We start from the raw sequence: 17,338 nt of genomic DNA, 5'->3' as shown, positions 1-17,338 counted from the left end.
GTTTTTTCATTGTTATTCCCTTAATCTTACGGCGCAGGTCCAATTAAAACGAGTGTTCTTGGTCTCTCAACATAACCCTCTCGCCCATCAGGAACGATTTCAACCAAATCGATTTGTGTTGGACTAATTTTAATAATCCGCCCCTGATTCATCCCCAGATAGCTTCCCACTTGCACCCGTTCAATCTGCCCATCTGGTGTTTGAATCAGTGCAATGGTTTCATTAGCACGGCCACGCATACTGCCTTTCATATTCAAAGACTCTAAGGCATAGCTTTCTAAAGGCTGAGGCTGGCGATTAAAATTAGGATAAACACGTTTACCTGCCATAATTTTTAATTCAGCCGCCAACGAACTTGGCATAAATGGACTTTTCAGTTGGTGTGCTGCGTAATTAAATAGAGGAACTGGCGTAAAAATAGGCGCAGGTTCAATCGGTAACGGTGGCTGATTACGGATTTCAGCCATTTTTTGATTCACCGCATCAATGCGAGAGTCACACCCCACTAACCCAAGACCAACGAATAATGTAAGTAATAATTTATAATTATTCATTAGCGTTGCCCTCCTGAAACAGCAGTGCTATCAACCTGATCATCCGCCCCAACATAACGATAAGTTTTTGCTTTAACCGTATAATGGACAACAGGGATATCAGATTTTTTCTGAGTATCTTCTTTCGCTTCGACGATAAAATCATGCAAAGTTACGATTCGAGGCAAAGCGGCAATACCTGTCGCAAAAGCACCGAAGGCATGATAATCGCCTGTTGCTTCCAGACTAATTGGTTGCTCAATGAAGAACTCTTGTCTAACTTCTTTTTCTAAACGAATATTTTTAAATTTCAGACCCGAATTTACCCCAGTTAAGTTTATATCCTCAACCAAACTCGGAATTTCAGTTTCTTTTGGCAACTGCTCAAGCTGTTGATTAAAATTCGCTTCCATTTCTTGCAATTGAGTTTGGTATTGCTGCAAGTTACGTAATTTAGATTCCTTTTCTCTAAACTCATTTAATAGACTTTGTTCACGCGCTTCAGCATTAGCTATCGTCTGTAGCTGCTTTTGGATCACAACGAAATAACCCAATGCCGCAACAGCGAGTAAAATAAAAATCCAACACGTCACTTTTACCGACCATGGCCAACTGCCATAGTTGTTCATATCTAAAGTATTAAATTGCTGAAAAAATTGCTCAACTGTCATTTTCTTTTTCTTTACAGCTGCGCCTTCTTGATTGAGATCATTTAGTTCATCTTGACTCATTGTGCGCCTCCCACTGTTACTGATGCAGCTGATTCTGAAGCAGGATCAGTTGTCACCGTGGTTCCAATTTCACCCAAGTCTACAGTAACAACGAAACTGCCATAATTTTCTTCGACACGAGGAACTAAAGAGCTAACGGCTTTATCTTTTTTCTCTTCTGATGCCAAAAACGAATTCATAAATGCGTTACGATACCAAGGTGAAGCTTCCAAATTTCGTAACAGCTCGGCAACGGTATTTGGACTCTCTGCTTTTCCTTCGATGGTAAATTTATCACCTGTACGCGTAAACTTAGTGATGTACATTGTTGGAGGGGTTACACGCACCAACTCATCAACCAAACGTACAATGACTGGTCGTTGTCCTTGCAGTCCTTGAATCAACTTCATGCGTTCAATAATCGCATTGCGACGCTCTTGCAATCCCTCTAATGACTTCAGTTGAACATCTAAGTTTTGATTGGTACTCACAATAAACTGGTTTGCTTGTTCTTGATCATTCAGCTTGTGATCAAAATACATCCATGCTGTAAATACAGATGCGATTCCTAAAGCAGCCACCCCAACACAAAATGCAATAAATTGTTTCTTTCTTTGTTCTCTTAGCTCATCACGCCAAGGGAGTAAGTTAATCTTTGCCATTAATCAAAACTCCTCAATGCCAAACCACATGCAACCATCAGTGAGGACGCATCATTTTCAATTTTTTTAATATCTATTTGTGGAGAAAACCCCATTTGTAAAAATGGATTGGCAATCGTTACTCGGTAACCTAATTTTTGTTGTAATAACTTCGCTAGACCGGGAATATTCGCATTTCCGCCTGCCAGCAAGATGTGATCAATTTCATTAAACTGAGATGATGAAAAGAAGAACTGTAGTGAACGTGCTGCTTGTTGTACCACTGCATCCAAGAATGGCTCTAACACTTCAATATCGTAATCATCAGGTAAGGTTCTTTCTTTTTTTGCACGACCGGCTTCTTCAAAAGATAAACCATAACGACTTTGAATATCTTGTGTCAGTTGACGTCCACCAAAAACCTGCTCACGCGTGTAGATAATTTTCCCTTTCTGCATAACAGACAAGGTGGTCATCGTATGGCCAATATCTAATATCCCAACAGTATTGGCACCCATCGGCAAGGTATCAGAAAAGACGCAGAATGCACGTTCCATTGCATAGCTTTCAACATCTGCTTTCTTTGCTGTTAAGCCAGCCAGTTCCAACACTTCAACACGGGTATCTACATTTTCAGTACGTGTTGCAACCAGAAGTACATTCACCCGATTTGGATTATTTAATCGATCAGGCAGGACTTCAAAATCAAGGCTCACTTCATCTAATGGGAACGGAATGTATTGCTCAGCATCCATACGAATTTGAACTTCACGTTCTTCATCCGTCATGTCAGCATCCATTTCTATAATCTTATTAATGACCATAGATGTCGGAATTGCCATCGCAACATTACTGGTGTGAGGATTCGCAAGGTTCACCACTCTTTCAAGTGCATCACCTACCGCCTCTGGGTTCAGAATGCTTTTTTCCACCACACTATTTTCAGGCAGCGGCATGACAGCATAACTTTCAACCCAATATCTACCGTTCTTTACAGAGAGCTCCAATAATTTAACAGTTGTCGAACTAATATCGACCCCCACTAACCCCTTATTTGGTTTACGATATAACCTGAGCACAGTACTTTCCTATTTATTTTTTTATCCCCAAAAAATACAACATACTAATTTGTTTTGGTCTTTAATTAATACGGATACAATATCTCATCTAACAATCCGCATGTCTAAAGGATATACTGACCACAATTAGTTTGCCATTCGCTCTTATTAAAACTTACTTATTATGAAAAAGCTATCCAGTTCTGGTATTGTTCGCCCATTTTTTTTGATCCTTATTATTATCTTAGTCTCACTTCCAATGGGATTCTATGGCATGTATCTCTATCTGGCACCATCTCTGCCAGATATGAGCTCATTAAAAAAGGCGCCACTTATAAAACCATTGCAGGTCTATACAGCAGATAATCAACTTATTGCTGAATATGGCGGTAACCTTTCCATTCCTGTTGAATATGAGCAAATTCCACCCACCTTTATCCATGCGTTTCTGGCTGCAGAAGATTCTTCCTTTTTTGAGCATAGTGGTATCAGTTTTAAAGGTCTCGGGCGAGCGATAACCGAGTCAATTACTGGATCTGATGTGCAAACGGGCGGCTCAACGATCACCATGCAGGTTGCAAAAAATTATTATTTAAGTCCAGAACGAACACTACGACGCAAACTAACAGAAGTCTTTCTTGCCAGAAAAATTGAACAAAATCTAAGTAAACAAGAAATTCTCAGTTCGTATGTAAACAAAATCTTTTTAGGTAAAAACGCCTACGGAATCGCAGCAGCAGCACGAATTTATTACAACAAAGAGATTGATGATCTAAGTATTGCCGAAATGGCGATGATCGCAGGCTTACCTAAAGCCCCATCTCGCTATAACCCTGTTGCCAATCCACAACGCGCACTGGAGCGCCGCAATTGGATTCTTGGGCGCATGTTACAACTCGGCTATATTAATCAAAATCAATACCAAAAAGCCGTCGCAGAGCCGATTAACTTAAATATGGTTGATCGCTCAGTGAGCAATGTATTTCCGTATGTGGGCGAAATGGTCCGTGCTGAATTAGTCAAACACTTTGGTGAACAAGCAACAGATTCTGGCTATAAAGTTTATACAACCATTGACAGTAAACGCCAACGCTATGCAGAACAAGCCCTCCAAGATGGTTTAGAAGCTTATGATCGACGTCATGGGTGGCGTGGTGCTGAAGCTCACGATCAACCATTGAATCAATTTATGGCTTTTGCCAATACATTTCCGGCTCAAGTGACCAAAGTCAATAACAACTCCTTTGAAGCCTTATTACAAGACGGCTCAACGGTTACTGTAAATTGGTCGGGCATGTCATGGGTTCGCCCATACCGCAATGTGAATAGCGTAGGCGGAGCACCTTCGAATGCCTCACAAATTGTTAAGGTTAAAGATATTGTTCGTTTACGTCCAAATAGCGATAAAACAGCTTGGGCATTAACCCAAATTCCGCGGGTTCAAGGCCAATTGATTGCTCTAAATCCGAATGACGGCGCAATAGAAGCTGTTGTAGGGGGCTATAACTTTTATCATTCAAAATTTAACCGTGCCATCCAAGGCTGGCGTCAACCAGGTTCAACCATCAAGCCGTTCGTCTATGCCCTTGCATTAGAACGCGGCATGACGCCATATAGCATGGTCAATGATAGTCCAATTACCATTGGTAGATGGTCACCAAGAAACTCTGACGGCCGCTATCTCGGTATGATCCCGCTACGACGTGCTCTATATCTTTCTCGAAATACAGTTTCAGTACGTTTATTACAAAATGTTGGAATCGAGCGTACACGTCAGTTATTCATGGACTTTGGCTTACAAGAAGATCAAATTCCACGTAACTATACCATTGCCTTAGGAACGCCACAGGTACTGCCTGTACAAATGGCAACAGGGTATGCAACTTTTGCCAATGGTGGCTATCGTGTTCAACCGCATTTTATCCAACGTATCGAAGATGTCACTGGCAAAGTGATCTATACAGCCAAACCTGAATATGCATGTATTCCATGTATCAACAAGAATTCATCAGATGCCCAAGCTATAGCGCCAACAGATGAACAGCAAAGTAATGTTACTGAAATCACCAATCAAAGCCTAGAGCAAGACAATGCCGCTTCTGAAGTAATGGAAAATACAACTCAAACTGAACAAATGGTCAAAACCAACAGTGACTATCGTCAAGCACAACGCATCCTAAAATCCAGCTCTGCCTATGATATGGCTAACATATTGCGTGATGTTATTCAGCATGGTACTGGTCGGGCTGCACTTCGAATCGGTCGTGATGATTTAGGGGGTAAAACAGGTACAACGAACGATGCCAAAGATGCATGGTTCGCTGGTTTCAATGGAAATCTTGTCGCGGTTGCTTGGGTTGGATTCGACCAACCACGAACACTGGGCCGCAGAGAATATGGTGGAGTCGCTGCATTGCCAATTTGGACGAACTTTATGGCAAATGCTTTAAAAGACACACCGTCTGCATGGGTAAAATTGGACAAAGATGCCAAAGACCCGATCTCACATGATCAAATGCAAGTTCAGCAAAATCAGGATCGTAAAGAATACCGAGCATCTCCACCTTTGGCTCGTCCACTTTATCGCCCTGCGCCGCCAGCGCCCACCACTTCAGCTCAAAGTGATTTTTCAGATTTATCTGAAACGACATCCAATACTGAACAGACGATCACCCCTGCGCGCAGACAGCCTCCAAACATGGGCTCTACCACCCAGAACCCACCACAACAAAGAGAGCGTGATGGTATCGAGAATTTAATTAATCAAATTCAATAGTTTCAAGTTTTAACAGAACCAACAGTCATCAATTTGATGGCTGTTGGTTTTTTTCAAATACATAAATCTGAAAAGCAGCAATGACCGAAAATTGCTGTACTTGTTCTAGCTTCATACGTCGCTCAGGATTGGCTTTATAAGCATAAGGCGTCATTGCAATTAAGTTTTTTAATGCATATTGATCAAGCAACATTGGTGCTTCGACGCATTGTGATTGAACCAGCTTGAACTGCGCAGCTAACTGTTCCACAAATTTCTGAGGCTCATGCAAAGTTACTTGCTCGAACAAAGCTTCACGCAACTCATATAAATGTCTTGGTGCAGGTGTCACTACGATCAGATAACCTTTCTCCCTTAATACGCGAACAATTTCACTTTGAGGAATTGGGCTAAACAAGCTGGTACACACATCAATAGTTCGGTCTTGTACAGGCAAAGTTGCTCCTGTACCGACAACCCAAGTGACGTTCGCATTGAGCTTGGCTGCACGCTGTATCGCTGTTTTGGCAATGTCTACCCCAACACATTGATCTGTGCACCCTTGCATTGCGCTCGTATAGTACCCCTCACCACAACCGATATCTAAGACTGATTTAGGTTGTAGTTGCTGTAACAATGCAACCACCGCCTGTTGTAAAGGTTGATAAAATCCTTCCTGTAAAAATTCTCGACGCGCCAATACCGATTCAGGTGTATCCCCAGGCGTCTTACTGTGCTTATGCTGCACCACATGTAAATTGACATAGCCTTGTTTTGCCACATCATAACTATGACTATTCTCACATCGCCATGCATTTTCTGCCAAGTGTAGAGCTTGGCGACACACAGGGCACATCAATAAACTCATTCATTTTCTCCAAACATAAAAAAAGCTGGCATTTTCACCAGCTTCTTTCTTTGAATCGTGGTTTAACGTAATTTTAAGGTCATTAAACCTAAAACAACCAAGAAAATCGTAATAATCCAGAATCGAATGACCACCTGTGTTTCTTTCCACCCCTGCTTTTCATAGTGATGGTGCAAGGGTGCCATTAAGAACACACGCTTATTTCGCATACGCAATGAACCAATCTGCAAGAAAACAGAAATTGCTTCCATGACGAAAACACCGCCCATAATCGCAAATACGATTTCCTGACGCACCATCACCGCAATCGTACCTAACATTGCACCCAATGCTAAAGCGCCAACATCACCCATGAAAATCTGCGCAGGGTGGGCATTGTACCAAAGGAAAGCTAAACCAGCACCCACCATTGCTGAACAGATCACCACCAATTCAGAGGTATATTTGATGTAAGGAATATGTAGATAAGTTGCAAAGCGAACATCACCAGACAAATAAGCAAATACACCTAAACCAGCAGCAACCATGACAATCGGCATAATCGCCAAACCATCTAAACCATCAGTTAAATTAACCGCATTCGAAGCACCATTGATCACCAAGTAAGTAAAAGCAATAAATGCCAATCCGAGTGGAACTGCCGAAAGTGGAATTGAGAGATTTTTAAAGAATGGAATCAACAAATCCAACATATTTGCCGTATGCACTGCATTATCTTGTTGTTTTGCAATTACATAAAGCGCAACACCAGCACCAAGCGCAGCCAGTGATGTCCAAAAGAATTTTTTTCGAGCAGGTAAGCCCGCATTGTCTTTATAACGAATTTTAATCCAGTCATCTGCCCAACCAACTGCACCGAATACCACCATTACCCCTAACACGATCCAGACATAAGGGTTAGACAAATCAGCCCATAACAAGGTACTTATCCCGATGGACAGTAAGATCAAAATCCCTCCCATCGTAGGTGTACCCATTTTTTTGGCATGGTTTTCTGGAGCAAAAGAGCTGACCGCTTGACCATATTTTAATGCTTGTAATTTACGAATCATCATCGGTCCAAGGAACAACCCGATCATCAACGCGGTCAATACACTCAATAAAGAACGTAATGTTAAATAACGAACAACTTGGAACGAGCTGTTATAACCCGCCAACTGTTCAAATAACCATAGCAACATTTAAATTTTCTCCATCAAATCAGCCATCAACGTTTCCATATGGGTATAACGAGACCCTTTAAAGAGGAAACTCATTGACTGGGGTTGATGTGTTTGGACTAAATTAATTAAAAACGGTAAAGCGTCTGCCTGTGTTGCAAATGCATGTAACTTTTCTGCGTGTCTAGCACCCTGTTGAGCTGCTTCCGCAAATTCACCCACTACCACCAAATGATCTAAGGGCAACGTTACCAAATCACGCCCCAAATCATGATGTTCTTGCCAGCTACTATCGCCTAACTCTCCGATATCCCCCATCACCATGACTTTCAAGCCCTGCTGTTGCAGCAAAACCTGTGCTGCAGCACGCATCGAGGTTGGATTCGCATTATAAGTATCATCAATAAACAGATGGTTTTGATGTTGAATAAAGTTTAAACGGCCCTTGGCCCCTTGGGCTTGTTCCAAGCCTTGAACAATATCATCTAAAGATATACCAAGCGCTAATGCAAAGGCAGTTGCTGCCGTTGCATTCTGCACATTATGTGCACCTGCAAATGGTAGGTTTACAGGTTGCGTACCTTCGGGCGTATGTAGGTTAAATTGTGCAGACTGTGGATTCAGCTGAATTTCTGTTGCGAATACTTCACCACCCTCACCAAAACTCAGGATTGCATGTTTGCTTGCATTTTGACGAATAGTGGTGGTGAAATCATCATCTGCGGGAACAATGGCAGTACCTTCAGGTAGGATATGTGCATAAATTTCTGACTTAGCACGACAAATTCCCTCACGCCCCCCGAACTCACCCAAATGAGCAGTTCCAATATTTAAAATCCCTGCGACATGAGGCTGGACTAAATTAGAGGTGTAATCAATCTCACCTTGATGATTCGCACCCAATTCCATTACCGCAAATTGGTGCTCTGGACGGAGCTCAAGCAACATCATCGGCACACCCAGATCATTATTCAGGTTGCCGCGTGTGATTAAAGTCGGCGCTAAACAAGATAATATACTGCCTAACATTTCTTTAGTGGTGGTTTTCCCACTGCTTCCTGTTAAAGCAATAACCTTTAACTGTTGATTTTGCTGACGGCGATAAGCCCCTAAATGACCTAAAGCCAATCGAGTATCTTTGACAATCAACTGTGCAATATCCGCATCTACTGGACGCTCAACAATCGCAATTTGACATCCCTGAGCGGCAACTTGCGCAACAAAATCATGTGCATCAAAACGCTCGCCTTTTAAAGCGAGAAAAGCATCACCCATTTCTGCATGACGTGAATCCGTTAAAATACGCTTAATTTCACCTTTTGGAAGATTCTGCTGGAACCACTCCCCTTGAGTTGCTTGTTGTAATTGCTCTGCTGTCCAAGCTTCTAATGGAACAGTACTGGTTGTTGAGGTATGCATGGTTTTTATTTACCTTTTTTACTCTATTGCGCAGAATAAGCAGAATCTACAGAATGTGACTGAGCAACAATCGCAGATTGCACCTCAACCACATCATCAAACCAATGACGCACGCCATCAATTTCCTGATAGTTTTCATGCCCCTTCCCTGCAATCACCACAATATCACCCGCTTGAGCTTGAGCGACGACAAACTTAATTGCTTCCCTACGATCATGAATTTCATGCATGATATGTTCAGCAAAATTAATCCCTTGCTTCATATCAGCAAAAATCTGTGCGGGATCCTCAGTTCTTGGATTGTCTGAGGTCAAAATTACTGGATTGGCATGATCAAGTGCTGCTTGTGTCATCAACGGACGTTTACCACGGTCACGATCACCACCACAACCAAATACCGCCCACAGTTGACCTGTAACATGACGTTTCAAGGTGGTTAGCACTTGAATCAAAGCATCGGGGGTATGTGCGTAATCCACCACAAACAGGCGATTTGCATCTTGAATCACCTGCATACGTCCAGGCGCACCTTGCAGTTTTGGAACAAATTGAACCAAGTTAGCCAAGTCAAATCCTGCACATTCAGCAGCTATCAAACTTGCTAATAAATTCTCAACATTAAAATGCCCAAGCAGTGGACTTTGAACTGTGTATGAACCTGTTGGCGCCAACAGGGTAAAATTCGCCCCACTCAAACGATACTCTAAAGCATCGATATGATAGTCAGCCGTCGCTTGAGTTAAAGAATAGGTCAAAATTTTCGGTTGAGATGGATTAGCTTTAGCCGCCTCTAACATAAGTTGAGCATGCGCATCATCCAGATTGATCACCACCGCTTTTAAGCTCGTAAATTTGAACAGCAGCGCTTTTGCTTCAGCATAAGCTTCTAATGTCCCGTGGTAATCCAGATGATCACGACTTAAATTACTATAAACCGCTATTTCTAGATCACAGCCATTCAGACGACCTTGCTCCAATCCATGTGAGCTTGCTTCCAATGCCACAAAGCTCGCCCCTTGTTTGGCGTAGTCATGTAATGCATGCTGCAGTTGTAAGGCATCTAAAGTGGTATGCGTTGATGGTGTTAAATTAGGCAAAATCCCATTACCTGTGGTCCCCATCACCGCGCAGCCTTTACCTTGTGAGCTAATCAACTCGGCAATGAGGCGTGAAATCGTGGTTTTTCCATTGGTACCTGTTACTGCAATACCGCATAAAGGCTGCACAGGATCAACTGCCTGTAAATATTGCTTTTGCCATTCACCCATTTGATAACGGACATCTGGACACACCCATTCACTCACAAAGCCTAAAGCAGTTTCACTAATAACCGCCAATGCACCTGCATCCAGTGCATTTTGAGCAAACTGGCGTGTTTTTTCAGGTTGGCTATAACTACTCAGAGCAATAAAAATTTGCCCCTTCTCCACCTTACGACTATCCAGACTAAAGCCTTGAAAAGGTTGTGTATACCAAACCGCATCTATGCTGATCGGATGTATCTGTTGAAAACTAATCGACATAATTTACCTACGGATTGGTTTTTATAGAAGTATCTAATGGCTTATCTAAAGGCACGTTGAGTAAACGTAATGACTCTTGCATAATTCGAGCAAATACAGGCGCTGCAACCAAACCACCATAATAGCGTCCTTGAGGGTTCTCTACGACAACAATCATTGCTAAACGCGGATCACTCACAGGTGCAACACCAGCAAACAAGGCACGATATTCGTTATTCGAATAACCTTTACGGTCAGCACGAAGTTTATGTGCTGTTCCTGTTTTGCCACCGACACGATAACCCGGAATAACCGCCTGTTTAGCCGTACCACCTGGTAAGGTCACTTGTTCCAACATCATCAAGACTTGATCAGCAATCTTAGGATCGAGCACCTGTCGCCCTTCAGGCACCTGATCAAGCTTATGAAGACTTAAAGGCATTTCCACACCATGATTTGCCAACATGGCATAACCTTGAGCAAGCTGCAAAATTGTCGCATTCAAGCCATAACCATAGGCCATCGTACCTAACTGTGACGAATTTAATTTATCGGCAGAATATAGTAGGCCCGCACTTTCACCCGGAAATTTTACATCTGAGCGCTGACCAAACCCAGCACGACGGAAGAAAGAAGGCAGAGCCTCTTTTGGTAAGGATAATGCTAACTTGGCAGATCCGACGTTTGATGACTTCACGATGATTCCAGTCAGCGTCAATGCACCATAGTTATGTGTATCACGAATGGTATGCCAACCTAAACGCATTGTTCCTGGCGCGGTATTCACAATCGAGTTCGGTGTGTATTGACCACTTTCCAAAGCAGCAGCAACCGTAAACGGCTTCATCGTTGAACCCGGCTCAAACATATCAATTGCGCCGCGGTTACGCATGGCATCTTTGTTGCTCAGACCACCTTTATCATTTGGGTTGTAAGACGGCCAACTGGTCATCGCCAAAATTTCACCCGTTTTTACATCCACCGCAATCGCAGTTGCAGAACGTGCATTATTTGCCACACCCGCCGCAGTGAGTTCACGATACATGATGTATTGCAAACGCGAATCGATACTGAGCGTAATATTTTCACCAGATTCGACTTCTTTAATCACTTCAGAAACTTTTAAGCGATTACCTTTTTTATCACGAATAATTTTTTGTTCGCCATCCACCCCAGCAAGTCGAGTATTCAACTGCATTTCTAAACCTTCAATCCCTCGACCTTCACTATTGGTCAAGCCAATAATCTGGGCATTCGGTTGAGGTTGAGGGTAATAGCGCTTATAACTTTTCTCAGTATAAACACCCTGAAAATTATGTTGCAGAACCAAATCTGCTTGTTGCGGAGGCACTTCACGTTGCAACACCAAATAACGAGATCGTGCACGATCTGTCATTTGTTTCTTCAACGTTTTACGATCCATGCCCACCACGTCAGCTAATTGATCTAAGTTCAGATTTTTATTAGGTAATTGACGTTTTAATCGACGATTATTCGGATCTTTTTTTAGCTCTGCAGAGATCTCATCAAACTGTGTCTTGGCATCCCAGTAATCTCTTGGGTCGATCACAATTTTCATGATCGGTGTACTAATCGCCAATGGAACTCCATGTCGATCACTGATAACACCACGCATCGCTTCTAAACGTTCAGTCCGCAAAATATTGGCATTGGCCTTATTCTGCAAAAAGTCTTTATTAATGACCTGTACATAGAAAGCACGTGCAACAATCACAAGAAAACAGAGTAATACCGTTCCCCAAAGCAAATAAAACCGCCACATATCCAAAGCTAGGGTCGGTTTAGCAGAAATAGATTGCTGTTTTTTCCGTGTTGGTTTATTTCGCTTATCTACCATACAGCATGCCTTATTTGTCTTGCTTTGAAGTCGTTGGTAAAGAAATCACAACCGTTTGTGATGCAGGTGGTGAAAACATACGAAGCTGGGTCACAGCACGTGAGCCGATTTGTGCAGTCGCGCCAAAGGTTTGCTGTTCAATCAACAAACGCCCCCACTCAGCATTCAAATCATCTCTTTCTCGCATTTGCGCACTCAAGTCACGATAGTCATGTCGGTATTCAAAAACCTGAAACACCACCATTAATGCACTTGTGAACACCAGTGCGACGAGTACAGCATAAACAACGACTTTTTTAAGTCCAGTTTTACTGTTTGTTATCACCTCGTCATCATTTTTGTCGTCCATTATTTGCCTTTTTTCTCTAAACGCTCTGCCACGCGTAACCATGCACTGCGTGAACGCGGATTTGCTTTTACTTCTGCTTCACTCGCACGGATACGAGAGACTTTCTTTAAACGGCGAGTATCAATTTGTGCTTGAGGCATACCCCAGCCATGATCTTCAGCCAAACTCGATTCTTTTTGAATAAATTGTTTGATCAAACGATCTTCCAAAGAATGGAAGCTAATCACTGCCAATTGCCCACTTGGTTTTAATAATTCTACAGCTTGCGGCAAAAATGTCTCAATATCATCTAGTTCTTTGTTAATTGCGATGCGAATTGCTTGGAAAGTGCGCGTTGCAGGATGTTTGTGCTTCTCCCATTTAGGATGAGCAACTTTAACAATCTCAGCGAGTTGTGCTGTGGTGGTGATTTCACCTGCCAGTTTGATCGCCTTGGCAATCCGTCGGCTATAACGTTCTTCACCATATTGGTAAATAATATTGGCTAGTTTTTCTTCTTCAATTTCGAGTAACCATTCTGCGGCGGTCAAACCTTGAGAATTATCCATCCGCATATCAAGAGGACCATCTTGCATAAAGCTAAAACCACGCTCAGCCTGGTCAAGCTGAGGAGAAGATACACCTAGATCCGCCATAATCCCGTCGACTTCAACAATACCGATCTTGGCCAACTCCGCCTGAATATCTGCAAAACTGGCATGGATGATTTTAAAACGTGGATCTTCTTGTTCTAACTGAGCAGCAACCTCCAATGCTTGTGGATCTTTATCAAAGGCATAGACACGCGCATTTTGATCCAGTTTAGAGAGGAGCAGCTTGGTATGGCCACCACGGCCAAAGGTTGCATCGACATAAATACCCGTGTCGCGACCTGCCAATACGCCATCAACCGTTTCGTGAAGTAAGACAGAAATATGCGACATAAGAGAGAAATCAACAGCTAAAAATGTAACTGCACATTATCACCTTGTTTTAGGCCAGCACCAAACGACTTTTTGTAGAGAATTCTTAACTTTTCATAGGCAAAACCGTTTTCTCGACTTTTCCAACCAATAAAAAAGCAAATCTCGTTAAAGATTTGCTTTTTGAAGGACTAAAATGATGATTGAACGAATCCGTCTATTATTTTTGTGAATAAATCTGGTCAAAGATCGCACCATTCACAAAGTGGGTTTTCTGTGCTTTTGCCCATCCACCAAATACATCCTGAATGCTAAATAACTTAATTTTCGGAAATTGCGCTGCATATTTTGCAGCCACTTGAGGATTCCTTGGACGAAAATAATGTTTCGCAGCAAGTTCCTGTCCTTGAGGCGAGTAGAGAAAATTTAAATATCCACGAGCGAGCTGGCGATTACCATTTTTATCAACCGTTTTGTCGACAATCGCAACTGAGGGTTCTGCCAAAATGGAAATAGATGGATAAATAATTTCAAATTTATCCTTACCTAAACCTTGAGTTGCTAAGAGTGCTTCATTTTCCCATGATAGAAGAACATCACCAATTCCACGTTCTGCAAAAGTGGTTAATGATCCACGTGCGCCTGAATCCAAAACTTTTACATTGTGATAAATCTTTTTGACCAGTTCACGTGCTTTAGCATCATTGCCTGCAGGCTGTTTCAAAGCATACCCCCAAGCCGATAAATAAATCCAGCGGGGTGCGCCTCCCGTTTTTGGATTAGGCGTAATAATCTCCACTCCATCTTTGGTTAAGTCATTCCAATCACGAATATTTTTAGGATTGCCTTTACGTACTAAAAAAACCACGGTCGAGGTATAAGGTGCAGAGTTATCTTTAAATTGTTTCTGCCACTCTTTTCGAATCAATCCCGCATTAACGATTTCATCTATGTCATTGGCCAATGCCAAAGTCACCACGTCAGCTTGTAAACCATCGATTACAGCTCTCGCTTGTTTACCCGAACCCCCATGAGATTGTTTGAAACCAATGTCTTGCCCCGTTCTTTTTTTCCAATATTGACCAAAAGCCTGATTATATTCTTGATAGAATTCACGGGTCGGGTCATAAGAGACATTTAAAAAAGTTGTCGCTGCGTGGGAGTTAGCATTTACACTCAAAGCAAAAAAAGCCACCACAATCATTTTTTTCATTTTTTTACTCATCAGTTTGTATGCCATCTAATATACATAAATATAAAAATGCATATAATCAAAGCGTTATAACAATTTAATCATTATTTTTCATGTTTTTAGATATACAAAATTTTTCACCAAATTCTAATGAAGAACCTTTGGAAGGGTATCCCAGCGAGGAAGTTGACAACTCTCCATGTTTTCTACACATTTGCTTGCTAAATTCACTTTGCATACAAAGTAGACGAACTGTTATAGTTATAGGGTAGTAATAGTTATAAATTTTATTATTTTTGTAAAAAGCGTGACGTAGTTCTACTTTTTTATTAAGATTTATGTTTGAATCGTATTATTAAAGCAATAGTATATTTGCTTAGTTAGTCTTTTAGGCTCAATGAATGGAGGGGATTTTAGCAATGCGAGGATTAGAAATGAAAAAAACATTATGCCTCAGTTTATTTTTAGTATGTTCTGTGCAAATGGGGCATGCTGCTGCAATTAAAGAAAACAATAATATAAAAACCATGGAAAAGTCCGCTTCACCAATTGTGAAAGCACTTGACCAACAAAAACGCAATACCGCAATGCTGCCATCTACAGATGATGAGCTCAAAATGTTAAATACAATACGAACAACACCGACTCAAACATTTTTTGCAAGTCAACATGAACGCTTTTCACGTTTCGTTCAAACCATCTTTCAACCGCATAATTCTTAATTTTTAAATATGTAACCCTTCACATGTTTAAATCAAGCCTAGTCATGTCGTGACTAGGCTTTTTCGTTATAATAGCTTCAATTCTAATTTAACGTCCTGATAACCTATGAAAGTTCGTACCCGTATTGCTCCCTCTCCTACAGGTTTTCCACATGTAGGTACTGCTTATATCGCGTTATTTAATTTATGTTTTGCGAAACAGCACGGTGGTGAATTTATTTTACGTATTGAAGATACGGATCAACTGCGTTCAACACCTGAATCAGAAAAAATGATTTTAGACTCATTACGTTGGTTAGGTTTGAATTGGTCTGAAGGCCCTGATGTAGGTGGACCACATGCACCTTACCGTCAATCAGAACGTATGGGGATCTATAAACAATATGCGCTTGAATTGGTTGAAAAAGGTCATGCTTTTTACTGTTTCGCAACCGCAGAAGAACTGGATCAAATGCGTGCAGAGCAACAAGCACGTGGTGAAACACCAAAATATGATGGCCGCGGTTTAAAACTCACACAAGAAGAAGTACAACGTCGCTTAACGGCTGGTGAACCACATGTCATTCGCATGAAAGTGCCAGAAGAAGGTATTTGTAAAATCAATGATATGTTACGTGGTGAAGTGGAGATCCCATGGGCGCAAGTAGACATGCAAGTTCTGTTAAAAACAGATGGTCTTCCAACTTATCATCTTGCCAATGTCGTTGATGATCATTTAATGGAAATCACTCATGTATTGCGTGGTGAAGAATGGTTGCCGTCAGCACCTAAACACCAATTATTGTACCAATACTTCGGTTGGGACATGCCAACGCTTTGCCACATGCCATTGTTGCGTAACCCTGACAAATCTAAATTGTCTAAGCGTAAAAACCCAACCTCCATCAATTACTATCGAGACATCGGCGTCTTACCAGAAGCACTCCTGAATTATTTAGGTCGTATGGGTTGGTCAATGCCAGATGAACGTGAAGTATTTACACTGCAAGACATGATCGAAAACTTTGATGTACAGCGTGTTTCACTAGGTGGACCAATCTTTGATGTTGAGAAGCTTAACTGGCTCAATGGCCAGTGGATTAAGGGCCTAACACCTGGTCAACTCTTAGATCGCCTATTGTCTTGGAAAAGTGATCGTCAAACCCTTGAAGATATTGCTGCCGCTATTCAGCCTCGTATCAACTTACTCTCTGAAGCAGTGAATTGGGCAGGTTTCTACTTCAACCATATGCCACAAATCAGCAAAGAACAGTTCGAAAGCAAAAAACTGAGTGAAGAACAGGTTCGTCAAAGCTTACAATTTGCGATCTGGCGTTTAGAAAGCCAGTTTACTTGGAATAATGATACGGTGAGTCAGACCTTAATGGACTTGGCAAATCAAATGGAAATTAAACTCCGTGATTTCATGCCAGCATTCTTTATTGCGATCGCGGGTTCAACCAGCTCGACCCCAGTCATGCAAGCAATGGTTACACTTGGACCTGATTTAACCTTCGCAAGATTGCGTCATGCCTTAGAAATTGTTGGCTCTCCGAGCAAGAAAGAATTGAAAGCTTGGGAAAAGTTAAATGAATCGCTAAAATTGCCGAAAAATGATGCAATTAGTGAAAATTAATTTAACTTAATCATTGACGTGTGAGGGTAATCCCCCTAATATTGCCCTCACACA

The 17,338-nt window shown here is 41.8% G+C and carries 15 protein-coding genes; 3 read left to right on the top strand and 12 right to left on the bottom strand.

Annotated elements, in window-relative coordinates; translation table 11 throughout:
* Positions 1 to 26: 26 nt before the first annotated feature.
* Genes DK207_RS09920 through DK207_RS09905 form a run of 4 tightly spaced genes read right to left on the bottom strand, consistent with a single transcriptional unit; the run spans position 27 to position 2,963 of the window.
* Positions 27 to 554, bottom strand: coding sequence for a pilus assembly protein PilP (locus DK207_RS09920; RefSeq protein ID WP_005088514.1), 528 nt, complete (start codon positions 552 to 554; stop codon positions 27 to 29).
* Entirely contained in the window at positions 554 to 1,264 is a 711-nt protein-coding gene (locus DK207_RS09915; RefSeq protein WP_109441018.1) for a type 4a pilus biogenesis protein PilO, read from the bottom strand. Before DK207_RS09915 ends, DK207_RS09920 begins: the two co-directional genes overlap by 1 nt.
* Positions 1,261 to 1,905 carry a PilN domain-containing protein gene (locus DK207_RS09910; protein ID WP_004641325.1) on the bottom strand — a complete coding sequence of 215 codons (645 nt, stop codon included), beginning with the start codon at positions 1,903 to 1,905 and terminating at the stop codon, positions 1,261 to 1,263. The genes DK207_RS09915 and DK207_RS09910 overlap by 4 nt, the downstream gene beginning before the upstream one ends.
* Positions 1,905 to 2,963, bottom strand: coding sequence for a pilus assembly protein PilM (locus tag DK207_RS09905; RefSeq protein WP_004641327.1), 1,059 nt, complete (start codon positions 2,961 to 2,963; stop codon positions 1,905 to 1,907). Before DK207_RS09905 ends, DK207_RS09910 begins: the two co-directional genes overlap by 1 nt.
* A 163-nt stretch (positions 2,964 to 3,126) precedes the next feature.
* On the opposite strand from DK207_RS09905, the gene ponA reads away from it, so the two are divergent.
* Positions 3,127 to 5,718 carry a penicillin-binding protein PBP1a gene (ponA, locus tag DK207_RS09900; protein ID WP_026070395.1) on the top strand — a complete coding sequence of 864 codons (2,592 nt, stop codon included), beginning with the start codon at positions 3,127 to 3,129 and terminating at the stop codon, positions 5,716 to 5,718.
* A gap of 28 nt (positions 5,719 to 5,746) precedes the next feature.
* Here the strand turns inward: ponA and DK207_RS09895 are convergent, their stop codons facing one another.
* The 8 genes from DK207_RS09895 to DK207_RS09860 form a co-directional block, all read right to left on the bottom strand.
* Positions 5,747 to 6,565 (bottom strand): putative RNA methyltransferase, encoded by an 819-nt coding sequence (locus DK207_RS09895; RefSeq protein ID WP_109441017.1) that lies wholly within the window; start codon positions 6,563 to 6,565, stop codon positions 5,747 to 5,749.
* 62 nt (positions 6,566 to 6,627) lie between these two features.
* A complete protein-coding gene (mraY, locus tag DK207_RS09890; protein ID WP_109441016.1) occupies positions 6,628 to 7,746 on the bottom strand; it encodes a phospho-N-acetylmuramoyl-pentapeptide-transferase in 1,119 nt (372 codons plus the stop codon).
* Entirely contained in the window at positions 7,747 to 9,144 is a 1,398-nt protein-coding gene (locus tag DK207_RS09885; RefSeq protein ID WP_109441015.1) for a UDP-N-acetylmuramoyl-tripeptide--D-alanyl-D-alanine ligase, read from the bottom strand.
* 23 nt (positions 9,145 to 9,167) lie between these two features.
* Entirely contained in the window at positions 9,168 to 10,667 is a 1,500-nt protein-coding gene (locus DK207_RS09880; RefSeq protein WP_109441014.1) for a UDP-N-acetylmuramoyl-L-alanyl-D-glutamate--2,6-diaminopimelate ligase, read from the bottom strand.
* Positions 10,668 to 10,674: 7 nt separating this feature from the next.
* Complete coding sequence (gene ftsI, locus DK207_RS09875; RefSeq protein ID WP_109441013.1) at positions 10,675 to 12,504, bottom strand: penicillin-binding protein PBP3; 1,830 nt, start codon at positions 12,502 to 12,504, stop codon at positions 10,675 to 10,677.
* A gap of 10 nt (positions 12,505 to 12,514) precedes the next feature.
* On the bottom strand, positions 12,515 to 12,853 hold the full coding sequence (locus DK207_RS09870; RefSeq protein WP_109441012.1) for a cell division protein FtsL: 339 nt from the start codon (positions 12,851 to 12,853) through the stop codon (positions 12,515 to 12,517).
* Entirely contained in the window at positions 12,853 to 13,776 is a 924-nt protein-coding gene (rsmH, locus tag DK207_RS09865; protein ID WP_109441011.1) for a 16S rRNA (cytosine(1402)-N(4))-methyltransferase RsmH, read from the bottom strand. The genes DK207_RS09870 and rsmH overlap by 1 nt, the downstream gene beginning before the upstream one ends.
* Positions 13,777 to 13,975: 199 nt before the next feature.
* Positions 13,976 to 14,968, bottom strand: coding sequence for a sulfate ABC transporter substrate-binding protein (locus tag DK207_RS09860; RefSeq protein WP_109441010.1), 993 nt, complete (start codon positions 14,966 to 14,968; stop codon positions 13,976 to 13,978).
* Positions 14,969 to 15,429: 461 nt separating this feature from the next.
* On the opposite strand from DK207_RS09860, the gene DK207_RS09855 reads away from it, so the two are divergent.
* Positions 15,430 to 15,669: a DUF4179 domain-containing protein gene (locus DK207_RS09855; RefSeq protein ID WP_416224672.1), complete on the top strand. Its 240-nt coding sequence runs from the start codon at positions 15,430 to 15,432 to the stop codon at positions 15,667 to 15,669.
* Positions 15,670 to 15,775: 106 nt separating this feature from the next.
* Positions 15,776 to 17,284: a glutamate--tRNA ligase gene (gene gltX, locus DK207_RS09850; RefSeq protein ID WP_109441009.1), complete on the top strand. Its 1,509-nt coding sequence runs from the start codon at positions 15,776 to 15,778 to the stop codon at positions 17,282 to 17,284.
* Positions 17,285 to 17,338 lie beyond the last annotated feature (54 nt).

Source organism: Acinetobacter haemolyticus (genome assembly GCF_900406815.1).
Lineage (GTDB): Bacteria > Pseudomonadota > Gammaproteobacteria > Pseudomonadales > Moraxellaceae > Acinetobacter > Acinetobacter haemolyticus_A.
Note: the sequence above shows the minus strand (reverse complement) of the source record. Positions and strands in the feature narration are given on the sequence as shown.